The organism is Sodalis sp. RH20 (assembly GCF_047324205.1).
Lineage (GTDB): Bacteria > Pseudomonadota > Gammaproteobacteria > Enterobacterales > Enterobacteriaceae > Acerihabitans.
Genome location: NZ_CP178733.1, coordinates 2,203,072 through 2,223,725 on the forward strand (window position 1 = coordinate 2,203,072; position 20,654 = coordinate 2,223,725).

Genomic DNA, 20,654 nt, shown 5'->3' on the forward strand with positions numbered 1-20,654 from the left:
CTTGATGCCTCCGTGATACCCACACAGGACCCCGGTTATGGATTTGGACAATCGCCTGACAGATGATGAAACGCTGGAGCAGGCTTATGATATTTTTCTTGAACTGGCGCCGGATAACCTTGATCAGGCCGATCTGATTCTTTTTAATCTGCAGTTTGAACAACGCGGCGCGGCTGAGCTGTTTGACCCGTCGGAAGAATGGCACGAGCAGGTGGATTTTGATCTCAATCCGGATTTTTTCGCTGAAGTGGTTATCGGCCTGGCGGATGAAGACGGACAGGAGGTCAACGACGTTTTTGCGCGCATGCTGATCTGCCGCGATAAAGCGGAAAAAATCTGCCATATCCTCTGGAAAGAATAACTTCACAAGTGCCGCATGACATGCCAGGTCCGTTCTAGGCTGGGGGATTTCTGTTGCCGTGGCGGGGGTTATGCCGCTGCGATAGGGTTTATGTTGCCGTGGCGGAGGTTATGCCGCCGCGATAGGGTTTATGTTGCCGTGGCGGAGGTTATGCCGCCGCGATAGGGTTTATGTTGTTGTGGCGGAGGTTATGCCGCTGCGATAAGGTTTATGTTGCCGTGGCGGAGGTTATGCCGCTGCGATAGGGTTTATGTTGCCGTGGCGGAGGTTATGCCGCTGCGATAAGGTTTATGTTGCCGTGGCGGAGGTTTCGCTTGCCGTGCGTTCGGTGGTTATATGCAGTGCCGGGTGCCGGCAAGAGACAAAGAGGCCGTACCGCGACGGCCTCCTTGACCTCCGCGCGCCCGGCAGGTCGCGCGTCGCTGCGCGATGCCTTCCGCCGCCCATGCCCCCGTGATGCACCGGCCCGGTTAGCGCTCCCGGCGCCACCGGGCCTTTCGCCGCTCCCGGCGGCTCATGCCGGGGGCACTGGCGCCGTCAGCGCGCTTTATGCCGGGACATATGTCGCTGTTGGCAATGTATTTTCTGAAGCGATAGCGGCGCTTTTGCTTGGATAGAGTTTGGCGTCGGGATAGGATTGACGGTTATGGGATGCAACGCGTATGGAAAAAAGCAGCTGGCACAGCGAAAAGCAGGTCATACAGACATGGAGTCATGCAGTAAGGCGTGAGAGCCGTCATGTAATAAGGCAGTAAGGCATTCATCATTCAGTTTTAAGTTTTAATAGTAAGCATTAGCCATTAGCCATTAGCCATTAGCCATTAGCCATTAGCCATTAGCCATTAGCCATTAGCCATTAGCCATTAGATTGTAGACTTTAGCCCAAATTGGATGCTGATATTTTTCCCGGTAAACGCATACCGCTGAGAACCCTAAAACATTAATTTACTCACAGACGATGGTGTTGACGTGGTGCCGGCATAGAGTGCGCCGGCGGCGCGCATCGCGGCTGGATGAGCCGCCGGGAGCGGCGAAAGCAAAGGGCGCGCCGGGAGCGCGTCCCGTGCGGTCCAAAAGACGGGATGGGTGATGCCGGGAACCGCGCAGCGGCGCACGGTCTGCCGGACGCGCGGAAGTCAAGAAGGGTGGCGCGAACCACCCTTCTTGTCGCTTGCCGGCACCGGGCAAGACATAAAACAACCTAACGCACGGCAAGCGAAACCCTCGCCGCAGCGGTATAAGTCTCCCCCAACCACCAGCGAAACCCTCGCCGCAGCGGCATAAGTCTCCCCCAACCACCAGCGAAACCCTCGCCGCAGCGGCATAAGTCTCCCCCAACCACCAGCGAAACCCTCGCCGCAGCGGCATAAGTCTCCCCCCAACCACCAGCGAAACCCTCGCCGCAGCGGCATAAGTCTCTCCCACAAACGCCAGCAAAACCTCCGCCAAGGCGACGCAAACCGCCGGCGAAATCCTCTCCGCGGCGACATAAACGTGGCGACATCCATCCGGCGCTCCAAAATCACCAGACCATATCATTGGTACGCCCGCTGGCACCCTGCTGGCGAAAAGTGGGTTTTATTCCCGATTATTGCGCCAGTTGGCTCACATCCACCTTAATGCAGGAGCACGCATGCCGAAAACTGCCCTGCAGTATCGGCCGCGTCACCGCGCACGCCTCGCCGGCAATCGGGCACCGGGTACGGAACACACACCCCGACGGCGGATTGATCGGCGACGGCAAATCCCCTTCCAGCAGTTGAATGGCCTTATTACGTTCCTTATCCGGATCCGGTATCGGCACCGCCGACATCAACGCCTTGGTGTAGGGATGCTGAGGATTATGATACACCTGATCATACGTACCCAACTCCACCGCGTGGCCCAGGTACATCACCAGCACCCGATCGGAAATATGCTTCACCACCGCCAGATCGTGGGCGATAAAGATCAGCGACAGCCCCATCTCACGCTGCAGCTGCTGCAATAAATTCACCACCTGCGCCTGGATCGACACGTCCAGCGCCGACACCGGCTCGTCGCAAATCACCAGCTTGGGTTCAAGTATCAGCGCGCGGGCGATGCCGATACGCTGACACTGCCCGCCGGAAAACTCATGCGGATACCGATTGATAAGATTCGGCAACAGCCCCACCTTCAGCATCATGTTGCGCACCTTGTCTTTCACCAACTGGCGCGGCATCTTCGGATGATAGGTATGCAACGGCTCGGCGATGATATCGCCGATGGTCATGCGCGGATTAAGCGAGGCCAGCGGGTCCTGGAAAATCATCTGGATATCGTTACGCGTCTCGCGCCACTCATCGCTGCTCATCCCCTGCAATTCCTTGCCCAGCCAGGCGATACGCCCGCTGGTGGATTTCACCAGGCCAATCAGCGCCCGGGCAAAGGTCGATTTGCCACAGCCCGACTCGCCCACCACCCCCAGCGTTTCTCCCTCGTACAGCCGCAGGGACACGCCGTCGACCGCCTTTAGGCTCTTGGCCGGTTGCCAGAACCACTGTTTATCGCCTTTCACCTCGAAATACACTTTCAGGTTTTCGACATCCAGCAGCACCTTTTTATGTTCGTCCATGGCATTCATACCAATTCCTCCAGGGGCTTATAGCAGGCGCGCAGACGCTCCGTGGCGAACCGCTCAAGGGGCGGCATGTTGACGCAGATATCCATGGCGTAAGGACAGCGCGGCTGGAACGGACAGCCCTCCGGCAAACGCAGCAGATTGGGCGGATTGCCGGGAATGGTCACCATCATGGTGGAACCGTCGGCATCCAGCCGTGGCACCGCCGACAGCAGGCCGATGGAATAAGGATGGCTGGGCTGGTAAAAAATATCGCGCGCCGTACCGTATTCCATGGTACGGCCCGCGTACATCACCAGCACGCGATCGCAGATGCCGGCCACCACACCCAAATCGTGGGTAATCATAATGATGGCGGTGTTAAACTCGCGTTTCAGATCGTTTAGCAAGGTCATGATCTGCGCCTGGACGGTGACATCCAGCGCGGTGGTGGGCTCATCGGCTATCAGCAGTTTCGGCCGGCACAGCAGCGCCATGGCGATCATCACCCGCTGACGCATGCCGCCGGAAAACTCATGGGGATACATCCGCATCCGCTTGCGCGCCTCGGGCATTTTTACCGCGTCGAGCATACGCACCGACTCTTCAAACGCCTCATGTTTGCTGATTTTTTTATGCATCAACAGTACTTCAATCAGCTGTTCGCCCACCCGCATATAAGGATTAAGCGACGTCATCGGATCCTGGAAAATCATCGAGATTTCCGAGGCGCGCAGTTTGTTCAGCTGCTTCTCCGGCAGGTTGAGAATTTCACGGCCATTAAAGGCGGCGGAGCCCTCAATACGCCCGTTGGCGGCCAGCAGTCCCATCAGGGCAAACGCGGTCTGAGACTTACCCGAGCCGGACTCGCCGACAATACCCAGCGTTTCCCCGGCCCGCAGGGTAAAGTTCAGGTCGTTAACCGCGGTCACATCGCCGTCGGCGGTGGCGAAGGTCACGCGCAAATCCTTAACGGTCAGCAATGCCGGCGCGGACGCTGCCGACGCCAGGGAGGGCGTCGGCGTTTTTGGGTCGATTATGCTCATCACGGCACTCCTTAACGATCTTTCGGGTCGAGGGCATCACGCAGGCCATCGCCGATAAAATTAAAACAAAACAGCGTCACCACCAGGAAAAAGGCGGGAAACATCAGCAGCCAGGGCGACACTTCCATGGAATTGGCGCCGTCGCTTAACAAGGCGCCCCAGCTGCTCAGCGGCTCCTGCGTGCCCAGCCCCAGGAAACTGAGGAACGACTCGAACAGGATCATGCTCGGCACCAGCAGGGACGCATAAACCACCACCACGCCCAGCACGTTGGGGACGATATGGCGCAGGATAATATTGCGGGTACGCACTCCGCTGACCACCGCGGCCTCGATAAACTCCTTGCGTTTCAGCCCCAGGGTCTGGCCGCGCACGATACGCGCCATATCCAGCCAGGACACCATGCCGATGGCGATAAAGATCAAAAAGATATTGCGGCCGAAAAAAGTCACCAGCAGGATAACGAAAAACATAAACGGAAAAGAGTTGAGGATTTCCAGCAGGCGCATCATCACCGAGTCGGTTTTACCGCCGAGATAGCCGGACAGCGCACCGTAAAGCGTGCCCAGGATCACCGCCACCAGCGCGGCGGCGACGCCGACCATCAAGGAAATCCGTCCGCCGATGGCCACGCGCACCAGCAGATCGCGGCCGGAGGAATCGGTGCCGAAATAATGCGCGGATTCCATACTCGGCGCGGCCGACATCATGGCAAAGTCGGTATCGTCGTAACTGAATTGCGCCAGGGAAGGCGCCAGGGCGACAAACACCACGATCAGCGCCAGAACGATAAGGCTGGTTAGCGCGGCCTTGTTATGGATAAAACGCCGGCGGGCGTCCTGCCAAAGGCTACGGCCTTCCACTTGCAGCGTTTCGCTGAGTTTCTCCAGAGCCTCGCTATTTTTGTTACCAATCATCATGTGCGTGCTCCAGCTTAATAACGTATTTTCGGGTCGATAACCGCGTACAGCACATCGACAATCGCATTAAATAAAATCGTCAGCGCCCCGACCAGGATGGTCAGGCTTAACACCAGCGAATAATCACGGTTCAGCGCGCCGTTGACAAACAGCTGGCCGATCCCCGGCAGTCCGAAGATGGTTTCTATTACCATGGAGCCGGTAATGATGCCGACAAACGCCGGTCCCATATAAGAAATGACCGGCAGCAGCGCGGGTTTGAGGGCGTGGCTGAAAATAATGCGCCGCATGGGCAGTCCCTTGGCCCGGGCGGTGCGGATAAAGTTGGAGTGCAGCACCTCAATCATCGAGCCACGGGTGATACGGGCGATGCTGGCGATATAGGCCAGCGACAGGGCAATCATCGGCAGCAGCACAAACCTGGGCGCGCCGCCGTTCCAGCCGCCGCCCGGCAGCCATTTAAGCGTAATGGCGAAGATAAGCACCAGCAGCGGCGCCACCACAAAGCTGGGTATGACGACGCCGGTCATGGCAAAACCCATGGCCAGGTAATCCCATTTGGTATTTTGCCGCAGCGCCGCCATGACGCCGGCGAATACCCCCACCACCATCGCCAGTATAAACGCCGCCAGGCCTAGCTTGGCCGAGACGGGAAAAGAATTGGCCACCAAATCGTTAACCGAATAGTCTTTATATTTGAACGACGGGCCGAAATCACCGTGCGCCAGTTGGACCAGATACGCGCCGTACTGCTTTATCATCGGATCGTTGAGATGGTACCTGGCTTCGATGTTGGCCATCACTTCCGGCGGCAGGCCGCGCTCGCCGGTAAACGGACTCCCGGGCGCCAGCCGCATCATGAAAAATGAAATGGTGATCAATATGAATAGCGTCGGAATCGCTTCAAGCAACCGGCGGATAATAAACTTTAACATGCCCAATACCTATAACGTGCATTTATTCAAATCGTTCACTTGAACAGGAAAAACAGGGCACGGCCCGTGAAGACCCTGCCCTGTTGTCATCCATTACGCCTGGTTAATGTTTGATGATGTAAAGGTCTTTTACATACACATTATCCAGCGGATCTTTACCGGTATATCCACCAACATAAGGTTTCACCAGCCGGGCGTTCACATAGTAATACACCGGAACGATGGCGGAATCCTTATCCAGTTGCTGTTCAGCCTGCTGATACAAGGTTGTGCGCGCATCATCGCTCTTGGCGTCGACGGCGTCGGCAATCAGCTTATCAAAGGCCGGGCTGGAGTAATGGGCGGTATTGCTCGAACCATTGGTCAGCATAATGTTCAGGAAGGTGGTGGGTTCGTTGTAATCGGCACACCAGCCGGCGCGGGATACATCAAAGGTCCCCTGGTGACGGGTATCGAGGAAGGTTTTCCATTCCTGGTTTACCAACTTGACTTCCACGCCCAGGTTCTTTTTCCATATCGACGCAACGGCAATCGCCAGTTTCTTATGCAGATCGGAGGTATTGTACAATAAATCGAAGGTCAGCGGCTTATCCTTGGTGTAGCCGGCCTGCTCCAGCAGCTTACGCGCTTCGGCATTACGTTTGTCCTGGCTCCAGCCAAACCACTCCGGCGGGGTCAGCTTGGCGCCGTCGGTATACGGAGGCGTAAAACCAAAGGCGGGCAAGTCGCCCTGGGCTTTGACCTTGTTAACGATAATATCGCGATCCAGCGCCAGTTTCAGCGCGGTGCGCACGCGCACATCGGTAAAGGGTGCCTTTTGGTTATTGATTTCATAATAATAGGTACACAGATACGGATCGACATGCACTTCTTTCGGGATTTCGCGTTTCAGCTTCTGGAATAATTCGATCGGCAGATTGTTATAGGTCATATCGGATTCGCCGGCGCGATAGCGGTTCACGTCGGTTACTTCCGAGGAAATCGGCAGGTAGGTCACCTGGTTGATCACCGTCTTGGCATTATTCCAATAGGACGGGCTACGCTCCAGCACCAGACGCTCGTTGACGACCCAATCCTTTACTTTATACGCGCCGTTGCCGACCCAATTGGCGGGCTGGGTCCATTTTTCACCAAACTGCTCCACCACCTTTTGCGGCACCGGCGACATGGCGGGGTTGCTCAGTAATTTAGGAAAATAAGGCACCGGCTGGCTCAGGGTCACTTCCAGCGTCTTATCGTCCACGGCCTTAACGCCCAGGGTATCGGGTTTCATTTTGCCGGCAATGATTTCATCGATATTCACGATATGGGCGTACTGCGGATAGCTTTCATACGGCGACGCGGTCTGCGGGTCGGCCAGGCGACGCCAGCTATAGACAAAATCCTGCGCCGTCACCGGATCGCCGTTGGACCATTTGGCGTCTTTGCGCAGATGGAAGATCCAGACTTTCGAGTCCTTGGTCTCCCAGCTTTCGGCGGCGCCCGGCTGCGTATGGCCGTACAGGTCGTTAATGGTCAGCCCTTCCAGCACATCGCGGTTGATATTGGATTCCGGCACCCCTTCTATCTTATGGGGATCGAGGGACTGTATTTCGGCGCCGTTGCCGCGCACCAATTCCTGTTTGTCGCTAAGCTGCACGCCGGCGGGAACGTCCGCGGCGAAAGAGGATCCTACCGACACGACGCCCAGTGCGGCAATGATGCCCGCCGCCAGCAGTGTCTTTTTCGTGATGTTGGTCATTATCAGTGCACTCCAGTTTTTTATTATTGCGTGGCCCCGGCTTTGCGGCACGCAGGTTCCCGTTAAACGGGTATGACAACTCCCACGCCAATTATGGTGAACGAAACCACAAGGCAAAGAAGCGGTATTCCTTATTGGTGAAGGCTATAAAGGAAACAAGCCGGCGCGGCGCCGGCAAAAACAGCAATCGGGTGGGACACAGGCCTGGCAAGAAGTTATTTACAGTTATCATGGCATCAAAAAATATCAGCCTTACATGGAAAAATAATTATTATTTAATCATTTGTTACATAAAAACACATAAGGTCAATTTATGGCCTGTAAAGAGAATAAACGCCTAATGATGCGTGAATAAACACTAATAACATCTGAGTAGCATTGTGACAAGACCCTTTGCCGCTTAGGCTGAAAAAAAATCCGGAAAATTCCGATAAAACCCGCTATCGTTTTGAAATAAAGCACGATTAATTTCCCATTATGCCGACAAAATCCCATTGCGCAGTTAATATACGCTGATGCTTTATGGTGCATTTTGGCCAATTCCGTGCATGTTTTGTCCTATTTTGATGCTGACAGTTATGAGCATCGCTGCGCGGGGTTAGGCAGGCAATGTTAAGGTGGATTTTTCTGGCGGCCTGCCGTTTTGCTTTCTCCCCCGGCGGTAAATCGCTATTTGGGGCGAATTTTGCAGCCAGTTTGTTAATTAATTGTAATCGTATTTATCCCGACATTTCATCGGTTAACGTAATTAAGGCACCTGTGTAACTTTTGCGGCTATCCCTCCCTGCTGAATGGAGTCAGCATACATAATTTGTGATATGTATCACATATAACTGCGGTAATACTCTTTAAGATCCCTTTAACGCAAAGCCGGGTAAGCATAAAAAAGCGGCAATTTAACTGAATTTTTTGTTAAAGTAGGTGATTGAAGAAACTCATTAAGTAAAAAGCTCATTGTGCCAATGCATATCCCTGATTGGGCAGATAGACTAACTGATATAATATTAGTCATATATATCTTTGTGGGCGAGGCGGGCAGGCTTTTTACTTAAAGAGTTTAACAATCTAACCCAAAATTTTAACATTTATTAGGAGAGCATTATGGCTGTTACTAATGTCGCTGAACTTAATACGCTGGTAGAACGCGTCAAAAAAGCCCAGCGCGAATATGCCAATTTTACCCAGGAGCAGGTGGATAAAATTTTCCGCGCCGCCGCCCTGGCCGCCGCCGATGCGCGCATCCCCCTCGCCAAGATGGCCGTAGCCGAATCCGGTATGGGCATCGTCGAAGATAAAGTGATTAAAAACCATTTTGCCTCCGAATATATTTACAACGCCTATAAAGATGAAAAAACCTGCGGCATCCTGGCCCAGGACGATACGTTCGGCACTATCACCATCGCCGAACCCATCGGTATCATCTGCGGTATCGTGCCCACCACCAACCCGACATCGACGGCTATCTTCAAGGCGTTAATCTGTCTGAAGACCCGCAACGGCATCATTTTCTCGCCGCATCCGCGCGCCAAGAACGCCACCAACCGCGCGGCGGAAATCGTGCTTAAGGCCGCAGTCGCCGCCGGTGCGCCGAAAGACATCATCGGCTGGATAGACGAGCCGACCGTGGAATTATCCAACCAGCTTATGCATCATCCGCTGGTCAACTTGATCCTCGCCACCGGTGGTCCGGGCATGGTCAAGGCCGCCTACAGCTCCGGCAAGCCTGCCATCGGCGTCGGTGCCGGCAACACCCCGGTCGTGGTGGATGAAACCGCGGACATCAAACGCGTGGTAGCCTCCATCCTGATGTCGAAGACCTTCGATAACGGCGTCATCTGCGCCTCCGAACAGTCGGTTATCGTGGTCGACGAAATCTATGACGCCGTACGCGAACGTTTCGCCAGCCATGGCGGCTATATGCTGCGCGGCGAGGAACTGAAAGCCGTTCAGGGCATCATCCTGAAAAACGGCGCGCTTAACGCGGCCATTGTCGGCCAGGCGGCATCGAAGATTGCCGATATGGCCGGCATCAAAGTGCCGGGCAACACCAAGGTGCTGATCGGTGAAGTGACCGTCGTGGACGACTCAGAACCCTTCGCCCATGAAAAACTGTCGCCGATGCTGGCCATGTACCGCGCCAAGAATTTCGAAGACGCCGTGATCAAAGCGGAAAAATTGGTGGAGATGGGCGGCATCGGCCATACCTCTTGTCTGTACACCGACCAGGATAACCAGCCTGAACGCGTGAATTTTTTCGGCGACAAGATGAAGACCGCGCGCATCCTGATCAACACCCCGGCCTCCCAAGGGGGTATCGGCGACCTCTATAACTTCAAGCTGGCGCCGTCCCTGACGCTGGGTTGTGGTTCCTGGGGCGGGAACTCGATCTCCGAGAACGTCGGGGTCAAGCATCTCATCAACAAGAAAACCGTGGCCAAGCGAGCTGAAAATATGATGTGGCATAAGCTTCCTAAATCCATCTATTTCCGTCGTGGTTCATTGCCGATCGCCCTGGACGAAGTGGCCAGCGACGGCGCAAAACGCGCCTTTATCGTCACCGACCGCTATCTGTTCAACAACGGCTATGCCGACCAGATTACCTCGGTGCTGAAAAACCACGGCATTGAAACCGAAGTGTTCTTCGAGGTTGAGGCCGATCCGACCCTGAGCATCGTGCGCAAGGGCGCCGAGCAGATGATGTCGTTTAAACCCGATGTCATCATTGCCCTCGGCGGCGGCTCGCCGATGGATGCCGCCAAGATCATGTGGGTGATGTACGAACATCCGGGCACCCCGTTCGAAGAGCTGGCGCTGCGCTTTATGGATATCCGTAAACGTATCTACAAGTTCCCGAAAATGGGCGTAAAAGCCAGGATGATTGCGGTTACCACCACCTCGGGCACCGGTTCGGAAGTTACACCGTTCGCCGTGGTCACCGATGACGCCACCGGCCAGAAATACCCGCTGGCGGATTATGCCCTGGTGCCGGATATGGCGATTGTCGACGCCAACCTGGTGATGAACATGCCTAAATCCCTGTGCGCCTTCGGCGGCCTGGATGCGGTAACCCATGCGCTGGAAGCCTATGTGTCCATTATGGCCACCGAGTTTTCCGATGGCCAGGCGCTGCAGGCCATTAAGCTGCTTAAAGAATACCTGCCGGCCAGCTATCATGAAGGCGCCAAGAACCCGGTGGCCCGTGAACGCGTGCATAACGCCGCCACCATCGCCGGTATCGCGTTTGCCAACGCCTTCCTCGGCGTATGTCACTCCATGGCCCATAAACTGGGGTCGGAATTCCACATTCCCCATGGCCTGGCCAATGCTATGCTGATCTCCAACGTGATCCGCTACAACGCCAACGACAACCCGACCAAGCAGGCCGCGTTCAGTCAGTACGACCGTCCGCAGGCACGCCGTCGCTACGCCGAAGTGGCGGACCATCTGGGCCTGAGCAAACCGGGCGACCGTACCGCGCAGAAGATCGAGAATCTGCTCGCCTGGCTTGACGAAATCAAGGCAGACCTGGGCATCCCGACCTCTATTCGCGAAGCCGGCGTGCTGGAAGCAGACTTCCTGGCAAAAGTCGACAAGCTGTCGGAAGATGCGTTCGATGACCAATGTACCGGCGCCAACCCGCGTTATCCGCTGATTGCCGAACTCAAGCAAATCCTGATGGATACCTACTACGGCCGTAAATTCGTCGAACCCTTTGAAAACGCCGTCGCGGCGGCCAATGCGCCCGCCCCTGTCGGTAATATCAAAGCGACGATAAATGACGTCGTGAAATCCGAGAAGAAAGGCAAGAAAGTCACCAGCTGATACTGCTGATGCCTGTTAGTCCCCCGTTCCGGCGGGGGAAACGCCAAAAAGCCCCGTAAGGGGCTTTTTTGTGTCCGCAGCGCTATCACTGCGCCCCCGCCTGGGGATGCGCGCTACGGCCCGCCTGGGCCGTTTAACGCGCTATCGCAACGCCAGCGCCGTACGGGGTATTCATAACTCCGGGTGCCCTTGCCTGCCTTTTGCCGTCCCCGGCGCGTCCCACCGCCCAGTCCTCAATACCGTTCCCGGCTTTCGCCGGCAACGCCGCCACTCGTAGACAAAGACCGCTGAAGGCCCCTAAAGGCCCCGACACGGGATTCCCGGGCCTGGGCGCGGCCGACGCCCAGGCCCGGCCATTGGCAGCCGCTGCGCGCCGCCTGGGCGGTTTAAGCGCGCGGGCTGCCTGCCTGGCGGGTTCGCCGCCGGTCGGGACCGGCGCGAACCTAAGCCGACGGCGTCAGGCGCGTGTAACCTGGCACGGACACATCCTGTTCCAGCGCCTGTTTGTAATGTTTGCGGCAAACGGAGACATAACGCTCATCCCCGCCGATAACCACTTGTTGCCCATCATGCACGGGCTTGCCCTCGTCATTTAGCCGCAATACCCGGTTCGCCTTGCGACCGCAATAGCAGATAGTTTTCAGTTCAATCAATTTATCCGCCCAGGCAAGAAGATATTGACTGCCGGGAAACAATTCCGCGCGAAAATCCGTTCTTAAGCCGTAGCAGAGCACCGGAATATCGAGCTGGTCCACGACATCGGACAACCCGTTAACCTGTTCCCGGGTTAAAAACTGGCTTTCGTCGACTAACACGCAGTGCAACGGCTCAAGCTGATGCGCCTGCGTGATGACGGCCAGTAAATCGGTATCGGGGCGGTATAGCTCGGCCGGCGAGGAAAGGCCGATACGGGAACGGACCTGCCCGCGCGCGAAGCGATTATCTATTTCCGCGGTAAATACCAGCGTACGCATGCCCCGTTCCTGATAATTATAGGAAGATTGCAGCAGCGCCGTCGATTTACCCGCATTCATCGCAGAATAATAAAAATATAGTTGAGCCATCAGCCCCATACCCCGGTGAAAAATCATGACATAATTAATATGACCATAAGTGTATCATATTCTTTAACACAAAGGCCCACCCCGCCCCGCGTCGGATTCACTCCCCCCGCCCTGCGCGGCGGTTAGCCGGGCTGGGTCTAATAAGGCACCCCCGCCGCAATGAATAAAAATAGTGTAATTTTATTGAATCATTTACAGGCTACTTTACCATTCACCCTCCGGTCATTTGCCAGGCGCGCTTACCCCGGCGCCAGGTCGGACCTTCATTAACCGGCGGAGGTTAATGGGGGGCTTATAACCCTGCTATTTCCCCCTGATATAAACATGGCTCATAATGAAACGTCTTGTGCAATATGCGCTCCATAAAGTGCAGTAGGGGAAAAACGCAACATGGCGAATCAATTTGTCGTTACTCGCCCCAAGCCTTATATTTACTGTCGTTTGGCTGCGGTGGTTTAAAAAAAAGATTATTTTTTACTTTACTTACAAACTAGCTATTGCAGAAAAGAAACTACCGCTCTATTATTACCCCGACGCCCCATTTATATTATTCGAGATTAGGACAATGAGCGAAGCACTTAAAATTCTTAACAACATCCGAACTCTGCGTGCGCAAGCGAGAGAATGTACCCTGGAGACTCTGGAAGAAATGCTGGAGAAACTTGAGGTCGTTGTCAACGAACGCCGTGAGGAAGACAGCCAAGCACAGGCTGAAATCGAAGAACGCACCCGCAAATTACAGCAATATCGTGAAATGCTGATTGCCGACGGTATCGATCCGAATGAATTGCTGCAAACCATGAGCGCTTCTAAAGCAACGGGTAAAACCAAGCGTGCGGCACGTCCGGCTAAATATCAGTACACCGATGAAAACGGTGAAATCAAAACCTGGACCGGCCAAGGCCGTACGCCTGCCGTCATCAAGAAGTCTATTGAAGATGAAGGCAAGACGCTGGACGATTTCCTGCTTTAATCCAAATTACCGCTATTATAAATACCCGTTTGAATACTCAGCGGGTGTTTTTTTTACCGGTAAGCAAACCTCAGCTCATAATGTGCATAAATTATGAGCAGCATTATTAGCATAAGAAACATTTGGCGTTCGATCCGGGTGCCAGGCAATTTGTCCTTTACTGCCGCCGCCGGTGGAGTGATTAACCGTTAGCGGGCAGCGCTCACAAAAAGGCGACCTGAAGGTCGCCTTTTTGACATTAATCGCAACATCCCCCTAAAGTCATTGGTGATAATAATCACGATACCAATTGACAAAATGTTGTATTCCTTCCGCTACCTCCGTCTGCGGTTTAAAACCAATGGCTGCGTACAACGCCGCGGTATCCGCGCTGGTTTCAAGCACATCGCCGGGCTGCATCGGCAATAAATTCATCTCGGCCTTAATGCCCAGCGCATTTTCCAGCGCCTTGATGTATTCCATCAATTGGACCGGTTGACTATTGCCGATATTATATACGCGATACGGCGCGGAACTGGTGGCGGGAGACCCGGTTTCCACCGTCCATTGGCTGTCCGCCGTGGGAATGACATCCTGCAAACGGATAATGGCTTCCGCGATATCGTCTATATAAGTGAAATCACGCCGCATCTCGCCGCGGTTATACACATCGATAGGTCTGCCGGCAAGCATGGCTTCGGTAAATTTAAACAATGCCATATCCGGCCGGCCCCAGGGGCCGTATACGGTAAAAAAACGCAGACCCGTGGTTGGCAGTTGATAAAGATGTGAATAAGTATGAGACATTAACTCATTGGCTTTTTTCGTCGCCGCGTACAATGACACCGGATGATCCACCGTATCGTCAGTGGAAAACGGCATTTTACGATTCAGGCCATATACCGAGCTGGATGAGGCATAAAGCAAATGCCCGACGCCATTGTGACGGCACCCTTCCAGTATATTCAGATGGCCGATAAGGTTGGAGTCCGCGTACGCCAGGGGGTTTTCCAGCGAATAACGCACTCCCGCCTGCGCGCCCAAATGGATCACGCGTTCGAACCCTTCCCCGGCGAATAGGGACGCCATTCCCTGGCGGTCGGCTAAATCCAGCCGATGAAAGGTAAAGGCGGTGTCGCCCTGCAATTGCAGCAGCCGCGATTGCTTAAGGCGGACGTCGTAATAGTCGTTCAGGTTATCAATGCCGATGACCTGATGGCCGTCAGCAAGCAGGCGCCTGCTGACGTGATAACCAATAAAACCCGCGGCGCCGGTGACCAAAAATTTCATGGGGCCCCTCTTACTTATAAGACGCGAGCGAAGCCCCACGACCTATGGCGTAATACGTGAAACCACGGCTGGCCAGGCGTTCCGGATCGTACAGGTTGCGTCCATCGAAAATGACCGGCTGCTTTAACGCCGATTTCAGCATATCAAAGTCAGGCGCGCGGAAATTTTGCCATTCGGTACAGATAACCAGGGCATCAGCTCCCTGCAGCGCGGCTTCCTTGGTGCCCATTAGCTTCAGGTCGGCACGGTGGCCGTAGATGCGCTGGGTTTCGTCCATCGCTTCCGGGTCAAAAGCCTGTACCTGCGCCCCGGCCTGCCATAGCGCTTCCATTAATACCCGGCTGGAGGCTTCGCGCATATCGTCGGTGTTGGGCTTGAAGGAGAGGCCCCACAAGGCAAACGTTTTGCCCTCGAGATTGTCGCCGAAATGACGCTTGATAAACTGCGGCAGCTTATCCTTTTGCTGGTAGTTAACGTCTTCCACCGCCTGCAGCAGTTTGGGCTGGTAGCCGATATGCTCGGCGGTGCGGATCAGCGCCTGCACGTCTTTAGGGAAGCACGAACCGCCGTAGCCGCACCCAGGGTAGATAAAGTGATAGCCGATACGCGGATCCGAGCCAATGCCCTGGCGCACTTTCTCGATATCCGCGCCCAGCAGCTCCGCCAGGTTGGAGATCTCGTTCATAAAGCTGATCTTGGTGGCCAGCATGCAGTTAGCCGCATATTTGGTTAATTCCGCACTGCGGATATCCATCAGGATCATACGGTCATGATTGCGGTTGAACGGTTCGTAAAGTTCACGCAGCAGTTCAACCACGTCATCGTTATCGGTACCGACCACGATACGCTCGGGACGCATACAGTCGGCCACCGCGGCGCCTTCCTTAAGGAACTCGGGATTGGAGACCACGTCGAAAGTCAGCTTGCTGCCGCGCGCCTGTAGGGTTTCCTGCATAACGGCGCGAACTTTATCCGCCGTGCCGACAGGTACGGTGGACTTGTCCAGCACCACTTTATGATCGTCCATATACTGGGCAATGGTCCGGGCCACCGCGGTGACGTATTGCAGATCCGCCGAGCCGTCCTCGTCGGGAGGGGTGCCCACCGCGATAAACTGCATGATGCCGTGGCTAACGCCGGCCTTGGCGTCGGTGGTGAACTGCAGCCGGCCTGATTCGTAGTTCTGCTGCACCAGCGGGGTCAGCCCTGGTTCATAGATGGGGATGTTGCCGTTTTTCAGATTCTCGACTCTACGCGCGTCGACATCGACGCAAAGCACGTCGTGACCCACTTCAGCCAGTACCGCCGCTTGCACCAAACCAACATAACCGATACCAAACACAGTCACTTTCATGTTGAAATTCCTGGTAAAAAAATGCGCTCAAAAAAAAATCAATCCACGATGGTTTCTTTTAGCCATTGGGTAAATTCTTTGCCCAGGCTTTCATGACGAATGCCATATTCGACGAAGGCTTCCATGTAACCCAGTTTATTGCCGCAGTCGTGGCTCAGCCCCTTCAGGTGATAGGCTTCCACCGTTTCTTTTTCCATCAGCATGGCGATGGCGTCGGTGAGCTGGATTTCATTGCCGGCTCCCGGAGGCGTTTTAGCCAGCAGCGGCCAGATATCGGCGGACAACACATAACGGCCCACCACCGACAGGTTGGACGGCGCGTCCTCGGCGGCGGGTTTTTCCACCACGTTGACCATCGGCGCGCTTTCGCCGGGTTTCAATTCTTTGCCCTGGATATCCACCACGCCGTAGTTGGTTACGTCTTCCACCGGTTCAACCATGATCTGGCTGCGGCCCGTTTCGGCGAAGCGCGCCAGCATTTCGCTGAGATTTTCGGTTTTCAGGTTGGATTCGTATTCGTCGATAATGACGTCCGGCAGGATAACCGCCACCGGTTCGTCGCCCACCAGCGGATGGGCGCACATAACCGCATGTCCCAGCCCTTTCGCCAGGCCCTGGCGCACTTGCATGATGGTGACGTGGGGCGGGCAGATGGCCTGGATTTCAGCCAGCAGCTGGCGCTTAACGCGTTTTTCCAGCATGGCTTCCAGCTCAAAGCTGGTATCAAAATGGTTTTCGATGGAATTTTTAGAAGAATGGGTGACCAGGATAATTTCGTTAATGCCGGCAGCGATACATTCGTTGACAACATATTGAATCAGGGGCTTATCGACTAAAGGTAGCATTTCTTTCGGTATAGCCTTGGTCGCCGGCAACATACGCGTTCCCAAACCGGCCACAGGAATCACCGCTTTTCTTACTTTGGTATTAATTGCAGACATCAACCACCTCTCTCTTATCATCAAGATAATAAATTTTTTATCTAATTTTAAACCTATCAAGTATATCAGTTTACGAAGAAGGTGCCTGATGAAAGGAGGGGTTTGTGAAGAAATTAGGACAATTACCCATTTTAGAACGGGTTATAAATTAATAACTTGGCTGGTCAAATAAACGGCAACCTGCAACGCATGCCGCAGGATGCGATTATTCCGTGGACAGCATTAACCGTAATCTGCCGCCCGCGCCCCAGACCTGGCACTGCCAGGCGTCGCAATGCTGGCTCACCTGGTTTAAATAGGCGCCGCTCATCGTGCCCAGCGGCACCCCGCTATTGAGCTGGATTTGCTGCTCATTGGCGCTGAGGGTGGCGTTCAACCCCGCCGATACCAGAATCAGGTTATTCAGGCCGCGGTGGTAGTACCCCACCAGCAGGGGAAACTGTCCGTCCAGGTTGGCCTTGCGCAGCAGTTGGTTCACCTGTTTCAACAGGGTGGTAAGCTCCGGCAGGCGATGGGCGCGATTGGCCAGATGCGCCTGCAGCAGCCCGTTAAACAAGGCGCGCAGCAGCAAGGCGGCCAAAACGCCTTTTTCCTCCGCCCGTGTCACATCCAGGCAATAGAAGGCCAAATCGTGCTCGGATAAGGCGGCGATATCCAGCACCAGTCCAGGCTGCTCGGCCATGGTAAGCTGCCGGTAGGTCACCCGGCAGCGGGCAATATTCTGCTGCACCGGCGGCTGCAATTGCTTGAGCAGCTTAGCGGCGGCGCCGGGGTGCTGGCTTAAGGCGTCCCAGTCCTGGAACAGTTGCTCTTCTTCGTCCACCTGCGAGGTAAACATATCGGGGTAAAGGCAGCCAAGCACGGTTTCCCGCAGACGGACAAAATCATCAAGGGGCTTGAGCAGCACATCCTGCACCCCAAGCCGCAGGACCTTGGCGATATCGGTCATCTGATCGGTACCGGAAACCACCAATACCGGCGTGGCGGCATCCACCGAGCGGAAACGCTCCACAAACGTCAGGCCGTTCATTTCGGCCATTTCAAGATCGCAGATTACCAGGTCCGGTTTAGTGATAGGCAGCATGCTCAGCGCTTCGCCGCCATGGGATGCTTCATGAACAACGGCCCCCAGCGATTGAAGAAATTGCGTCAGTACGGAGCGAAAAACAGCCTCGTCCTCAACAACTAAAATTTGTTTGTTTACTAACGGCTTCGCCATCAAAAACCTCTTTTTCCAATCAGCTTAACAGCGGCTCAAGCAGACCACTTTTACTTTTAAGAAATCTCAGGGGCTGATTAGTGTGTTGCTTATAATTTATGCGTTCCTGCGTTTGAACAGCAATCGGCTACATTGGTTACCGACCTATCCCCTGATACCCCATTCAACAAGCCGGATAACCTTCTCGACGGCGTTAAAATGATGTTGCTTAAGTAAGGAGCGTAGTAGTCATTAGGTAAAAATGCACCCTTTCCGGGCAAAATGATGGCGGTTTCGGCATATTTTGACAAGGATAAATAGCCTTTTCGTTGTAAAACCATATGCTTTTTTGTTCAAAATCATTGATTTTTTGCCTTGGCTTGAGGTATGGCATAAAATAGCGTCTTTACAGTCCGCGCGCCGTACCCGGCGCCGGATCTGACCGTTAGCAATGGTAATACAAGGCGGCTTTGCCGTCGTGACAAGAGGTGTTGTGGATATTCTTTGCCCATGCGATAGCGGCCTGCCTCCGGACCAGTGTTGCGCTGCGTTTATCAGCGGCGCCCGCCCGCCCCGGACGCCGGGCCAGTTAATGCGATCGCGTTATACCGCGTTCACGCAACGTAACGTCGATTACCTGATTGCCACCTGGCATCCGGACTGCGAAGCGGCGCGCTGGCGCGCTGAATTAACCGCCCAATGCGCGGTAACGCAATGGCGCGGGCTTGTGGTCAAGGCGGAATCCGCCGGCCGGGACGCGCAGGAGGGCTATGTTGAATTCATCGCCCGCTTTTTTGATGAGCAGCGGCAGCGGCCGGGCTTTATCCATGAACGTTCACGCTTTGTCCGCATGGACGATCGCTGGTATTATGTCGACGGCCTGCATAAGCAGCCCGCCAGAAACGAGCCCTGCCCCTGCGGCTCGGGTAACAAATACAAGAAGTGTTGTGGACGCTGACCCGGCCGGTTCGTTCCGGTATGCTTTTCATGACATATCATCGGCTTCGACAGGATCAGCAAGTTAATGCAGTCGCAAACTATACAAAGAAAAATTTTACGCACCATTTGCCCGGATGAAAAAGGCCTGATCGCGCAAATCACCAGTATTTGTTTCAGCCATCATTTAAACATCGTGCAAAATAACGAATACGTTGATCATCGCAGCGGGCGTTTTTTTATGCGCACCGAGCTGGAAGGCGTATTTGACGACGCGCGGCTGCTGGCCGACCTAGATCGGGTTTTACCGGCCGGCACGGTGCGCGAGCTGAACCAGGCCGGGCGGCGCCGCATCGTGGTCCTGGTGACCAAGGAGGCGCACTGCCTGGGCGATTTGCTGATGAAAAGCACCTACGGCGGGCTGGATGTGGACATCGCCGCGGTGATCGGTAATCACGAGACGCTGCGCACGCTGGTGGAGCGGTTTGAAATTCCCTTTCATCTGGTCAGCCACGAAGGGTTTACCCGCGAAGAGCACGATGCGCGCATGGCGGAGCAGATCGATGGCTACCACCCTGATTATGTGGTCCTGGCCAAGTATATGCGCGTGCTGACGCCTACGTTTGTGCGCCGCTATCCCAACCAGCTTATCAATATTCACCATTCGTTCCTGCCCGCCTTTATCGGCGCGCGGCCCTATCACCAGGCTTACGAGCGCGGCGTAAAGATCATTGGCGCCACCGCCCATTACGTGAACGATAATCTGGACGAGGGGCCTATTATCAGCCAGGACGTGATTAACGTCGATCATACCTATACCGCGGAGGATATGATGCGCGCCGGCCGCGACGTCGAGAAAAACGTCCTGAGCCGGGCATTGTACCGGGTGTTGGCGCAGCGGGTCTTTGTTTACGGTAACCGCACCATTATCTTGTGAGGGGTTCCAGGGCGGTTTTGCCGCCTTGTGCCGAAAAAAACGGCAAGTGAATCATTTAACGCAAGTTTGTTCTTTACAGTGCCGTCTTATTTGATATGATGCGCCCCGCTTGACCAGATATTCATTTCTGAGCCAGGTGGGGTTCCCGAGCGGCCAAAGGGAGCAGACTGTAAATCTGCCGTCACTGACTTCGAAGGTTCGAATCCTTCCCCCACCACCATCTGCATACGCCGCATACATTCCCACAGCACCCAGGATTACCGACTTCCCGTTGGGGAAGGATGAGAACCTTCGGCCAAGGTTCGAGCCGAGCGCAGCGAGACAACGATGCGCCAGCATCGGCCCGCAGGGTGAGGAGCGCAGCGACGAATATTCCTTCCCCCACCACCATCTGCATACGCCGCATACATTCCCACAGCACCCAGGATTACAGACTTCCCGTTGGGGGGAGGATGAGAACCTTCGACCAAGGTTCGAGCCGAGCGCAGCGAGACAACGATGCGCCAGCATCGGCCCGCAGGGTGAGGAGCGCAGCGACGAATCATCCTTCCCCCACCACCATCTGCATACGCCTCA

General features: G+C 54.9%; 15 protein-coding genes, 1 tRNA gene and 2 other RNA genes. 8 read left to right on the forward strand and 10 right to left on the reverse strand.

The features are described 5' to 3' along the window. Nucleotides 1–37: 37 nt before the first annotated feature. Complete coding sequence (locus tag ACL2XM_RS10175) at nucleotides 38–361, forward strand: HI1450 family dsDNA-mimic protein (protein WP_410015242.1); 324 nt, start codon at nucleotides 38–40, stop codon at nucleotides 359–361. 1,588 nt (nucleotides 362–1,949) lie between these two features. Here ACL2XM_RS10175 and oppF read toward each other — a convergent pair. The 5 genes from oppF to oppA form a co-directional block, all read right to left on the reverse strand. Next, the gene (oppF, locus tag ACL2XM_RS10180; RefSeq protein WP_410015243.1) at nucleotides 1,950–2,966 is read right to left on the reverse strand and encodes a murein tripeptide/oligopeptide ABC transporter ATP binding protein OppF; all 1,017 of its coding nucleotides are present in this window, start codon (nucleotides 2,964–2,966) and stop codon (nucleotides 1,950–1,952) included. Then, nucleotides 2,963–3,988 carry an ABC transporter ATP-binding protein gene (locus tag ACL2XM_RS10185; protein WP_410015244.1) on the reverse strand — a complete coding sequence of 342 codons (1,026 nt, stop codon included), beginning with the start codon at nucleotides 3,986–3,988 and terminating at the stop codon, nucleotides 2,963–2,965. Before ACL2XM_RS10185 ends, oppF begins: the two co-directional genes overlap by 4 nt. 11 nt (nucleotides 3,989–3,999) lie before the next feature. Then, nucleotides 4,000–4,908: an oligopeptide ABC transporter permease OppC gene (gene oppC, locus ACL2XM_RS10190; RefSeq protein WP_410015245.1), complete on the reverse strand. Its 909-nt coding sequence runs from the start codon at nucleotides 4,906–4,908 to the stop codon at nucleotides 4,000–4,002. A 14-nt stretch (nucleotides 4,909–4,922) separates the two neighbouring features. After that, nucleotides 4,923–5,843 carry an oligopeptide ABC transporter permease OppB gene (oppB, locus tag ACL2XM_RS10195; RefSeq protein WP_410015246.1) on the reverse strand — a complete coding sequence of 307 codons (921 nt, stop codon included), beginning with the start codon at nucleotides 5,841–5,843 and terminating at the stop codon, nucleotides 4,923–4,925. A gap of 103 nt (nucleotides 5,844–5,946) precedes the next feature. After that, a complete protein-coding gene (gene oppA, locus ACL2XM_RS10200) occupies nucleotides 5,947–7,584 on the reverse strand; it encodes an oligopeptide ABC transporter substrate-binding protein OppA (protein WP_410015247.1) in 1,638 nt (545 codons plus the stop codon). Nucleotides 7,585–8,685: 1,101 nt separating this feature from the next. Between oppA and adhE the strand changes: the two genes are divergently transcribed. Then, complete coding sequence (gene adhE, locus ACL2XM_RS10205; RefSeq protein ID WP_410015248.1) at nucleotides 8,686–11,406, forward strand: bifunctional acetaldehyde-CoA/alcohol dehydrogenase; 2,721 nt, start codon at nucleotides 8,686–8,688, stop codon at nucleotides 11,404–11,406. A 443-nt stretch (nucleotides 11,407–11,849) separates the two neighbouring features. Here the strand turns inward: adhE and ACL2XM_RS10210 are convergent, their stop codons facing one another. Further along, a complete protein-coding gene (locus tag ACL2XM_RS10210; RefSeq protein WP_410015249.1) occupies nucleotides 11,850–12,470 on the reverse strand; it encodes a thymidine kinase in 621 nt (206 codons plus the stop codon). A gap of 565 nt (nucleotides 12,471–13,035) precedes the next feature. Here ACL2XM_RS10210 and hns point away from each other — a divergent pair. Further along, the gene (gene hns, locus ACL2XM_RS10215; RefSeq protein WP_410015250.1) at nucleotides 13,036–13,443 is read left to right on the forward strand and encodes a histone-like nucleoid-structuring protein H-NS; all 408 of its coding nucleotides are present in this window, start codon (nucleotides 13,036–13,038) and stop codon (nucleotides 13,441–13,443) included. A 261-nt stretch (nucleotides 13,444–13,704) separates the two neighbouring features. Here the strand turns inward: hns and ACL2XM_RS10220 are convergent, their stop codons facing one another. The 4 genes from ACL2XM_RS10220 to rssB form a co-directional block, all read right to left on the reverse strand. Next, entirely contained in the window at nucleotides 13,705–14,712 is a 1,008-nt protein-coding gene (locus tag ACL2XM_RS10220) for an NAD-dependent epimerase (RefSeq protein WP_410015251.1), read from the reverse strand. 10 nt (nucleotides 14,713–14,722) lie between these two features. Then, on the reverse strand, nucleotides 14,723–16,066 hold the full coding sequence (locus tag ACL2XM_RS10225; RefSeq protein WP_410015252.1) for a UDP-glucose dehydrogenase family protein: 1,344 nt from the start codon (nucleotides 16,064–16,066) through the stop codon (nucleotides 14,723–14,725). A gap of 38 nt (nucleotides 16,067–16,104) precedes the next feature. Continuing rightward, complete coding sequence (galU, locus tag ACL2XM_RS10230) at nucleotides 16,105–17,007, reverse strand: UTP--glucose-1-phosphate uridylyltransferase GalU (RefSeq protein ID WP_410015253.1); 903 nt, start codon at nucleotides 17,005–17,007, stop codon at nucleotides 16,105–16,107. Between the two features lie 205 nt (nucleotides 17,008–17,212). Continuing rightward, complete coding sequence (gene rssB, locus ACL2XM_RS10235) at nucleotides 17,213–18,226, reverse strand: two-component system response regulator RssB (protein ID WP_410015254.1); 1,014 nt, start codon at nucleotides 18,224–18,226, stop codon at nucleotides 17,213–17,215. Nucleotides 18,227–18,656: 430 nt separating this feature from the next. Here rssB and ACL2XM_RS10240 point away from each other — a divergent pair, with 430 nt between their 5' ends. From ACL2XM_RS10240 to ACL2XM_RS10260, 5 genes are all read left to right on the forward strand, one after another. Further along, the gene (locus ACL2XM_RS10240; RefSeq protein ID WP_413722777.1) at nucleotides 18,657–19,163 is read left to right on the forward strand and encodes a YchJ family protein; all 507 of its coding nucleotides are present in this window, start codon (nucleotides 18,657–18,659) and stop codon (nucleotides 19,161–19,163) included. 66 nt (nucleotides 19,164–19,229) lie between these two features. Further along, nucleotides 19,230–20,078: a formyltetrahydrofolate deformylase gene (gene purU, locus ACL2XM_RS10245; protein WP_410015256.1), complete on the forward strand. Its 849-nt coding sequence runs from the start codon at nucleotides 19,230–19,232 to the stop codon at nucleotides 20,076–20,078. A 135-nt stretch (nucleotides 20,079–20,213) separates the two neighbouring features. Further along, a tRNA-Tyr gene (locus ACL2XM_RS10250) sits at nucleotides 20,214–20,298 on the forward strand. Nucleotides 20,299–20,338: 40 nt separating this feature from the next. Then, nucleotides 20,339–20,468: non-coding RNA, RtT sRNA (locus tag ACL2XM_RS10255), on the forward strand. Nucleotides 20,469–20,509: 41 nt separating this feature from the next. Beyond that, nucleotides 20,510–20,639: non-coding RNA, RtT sRNA (locus ACL2XM_RS10260), on the forward strand. Nucleotides 20,640–20,654 lie beyond the last annotated feature (15 nt).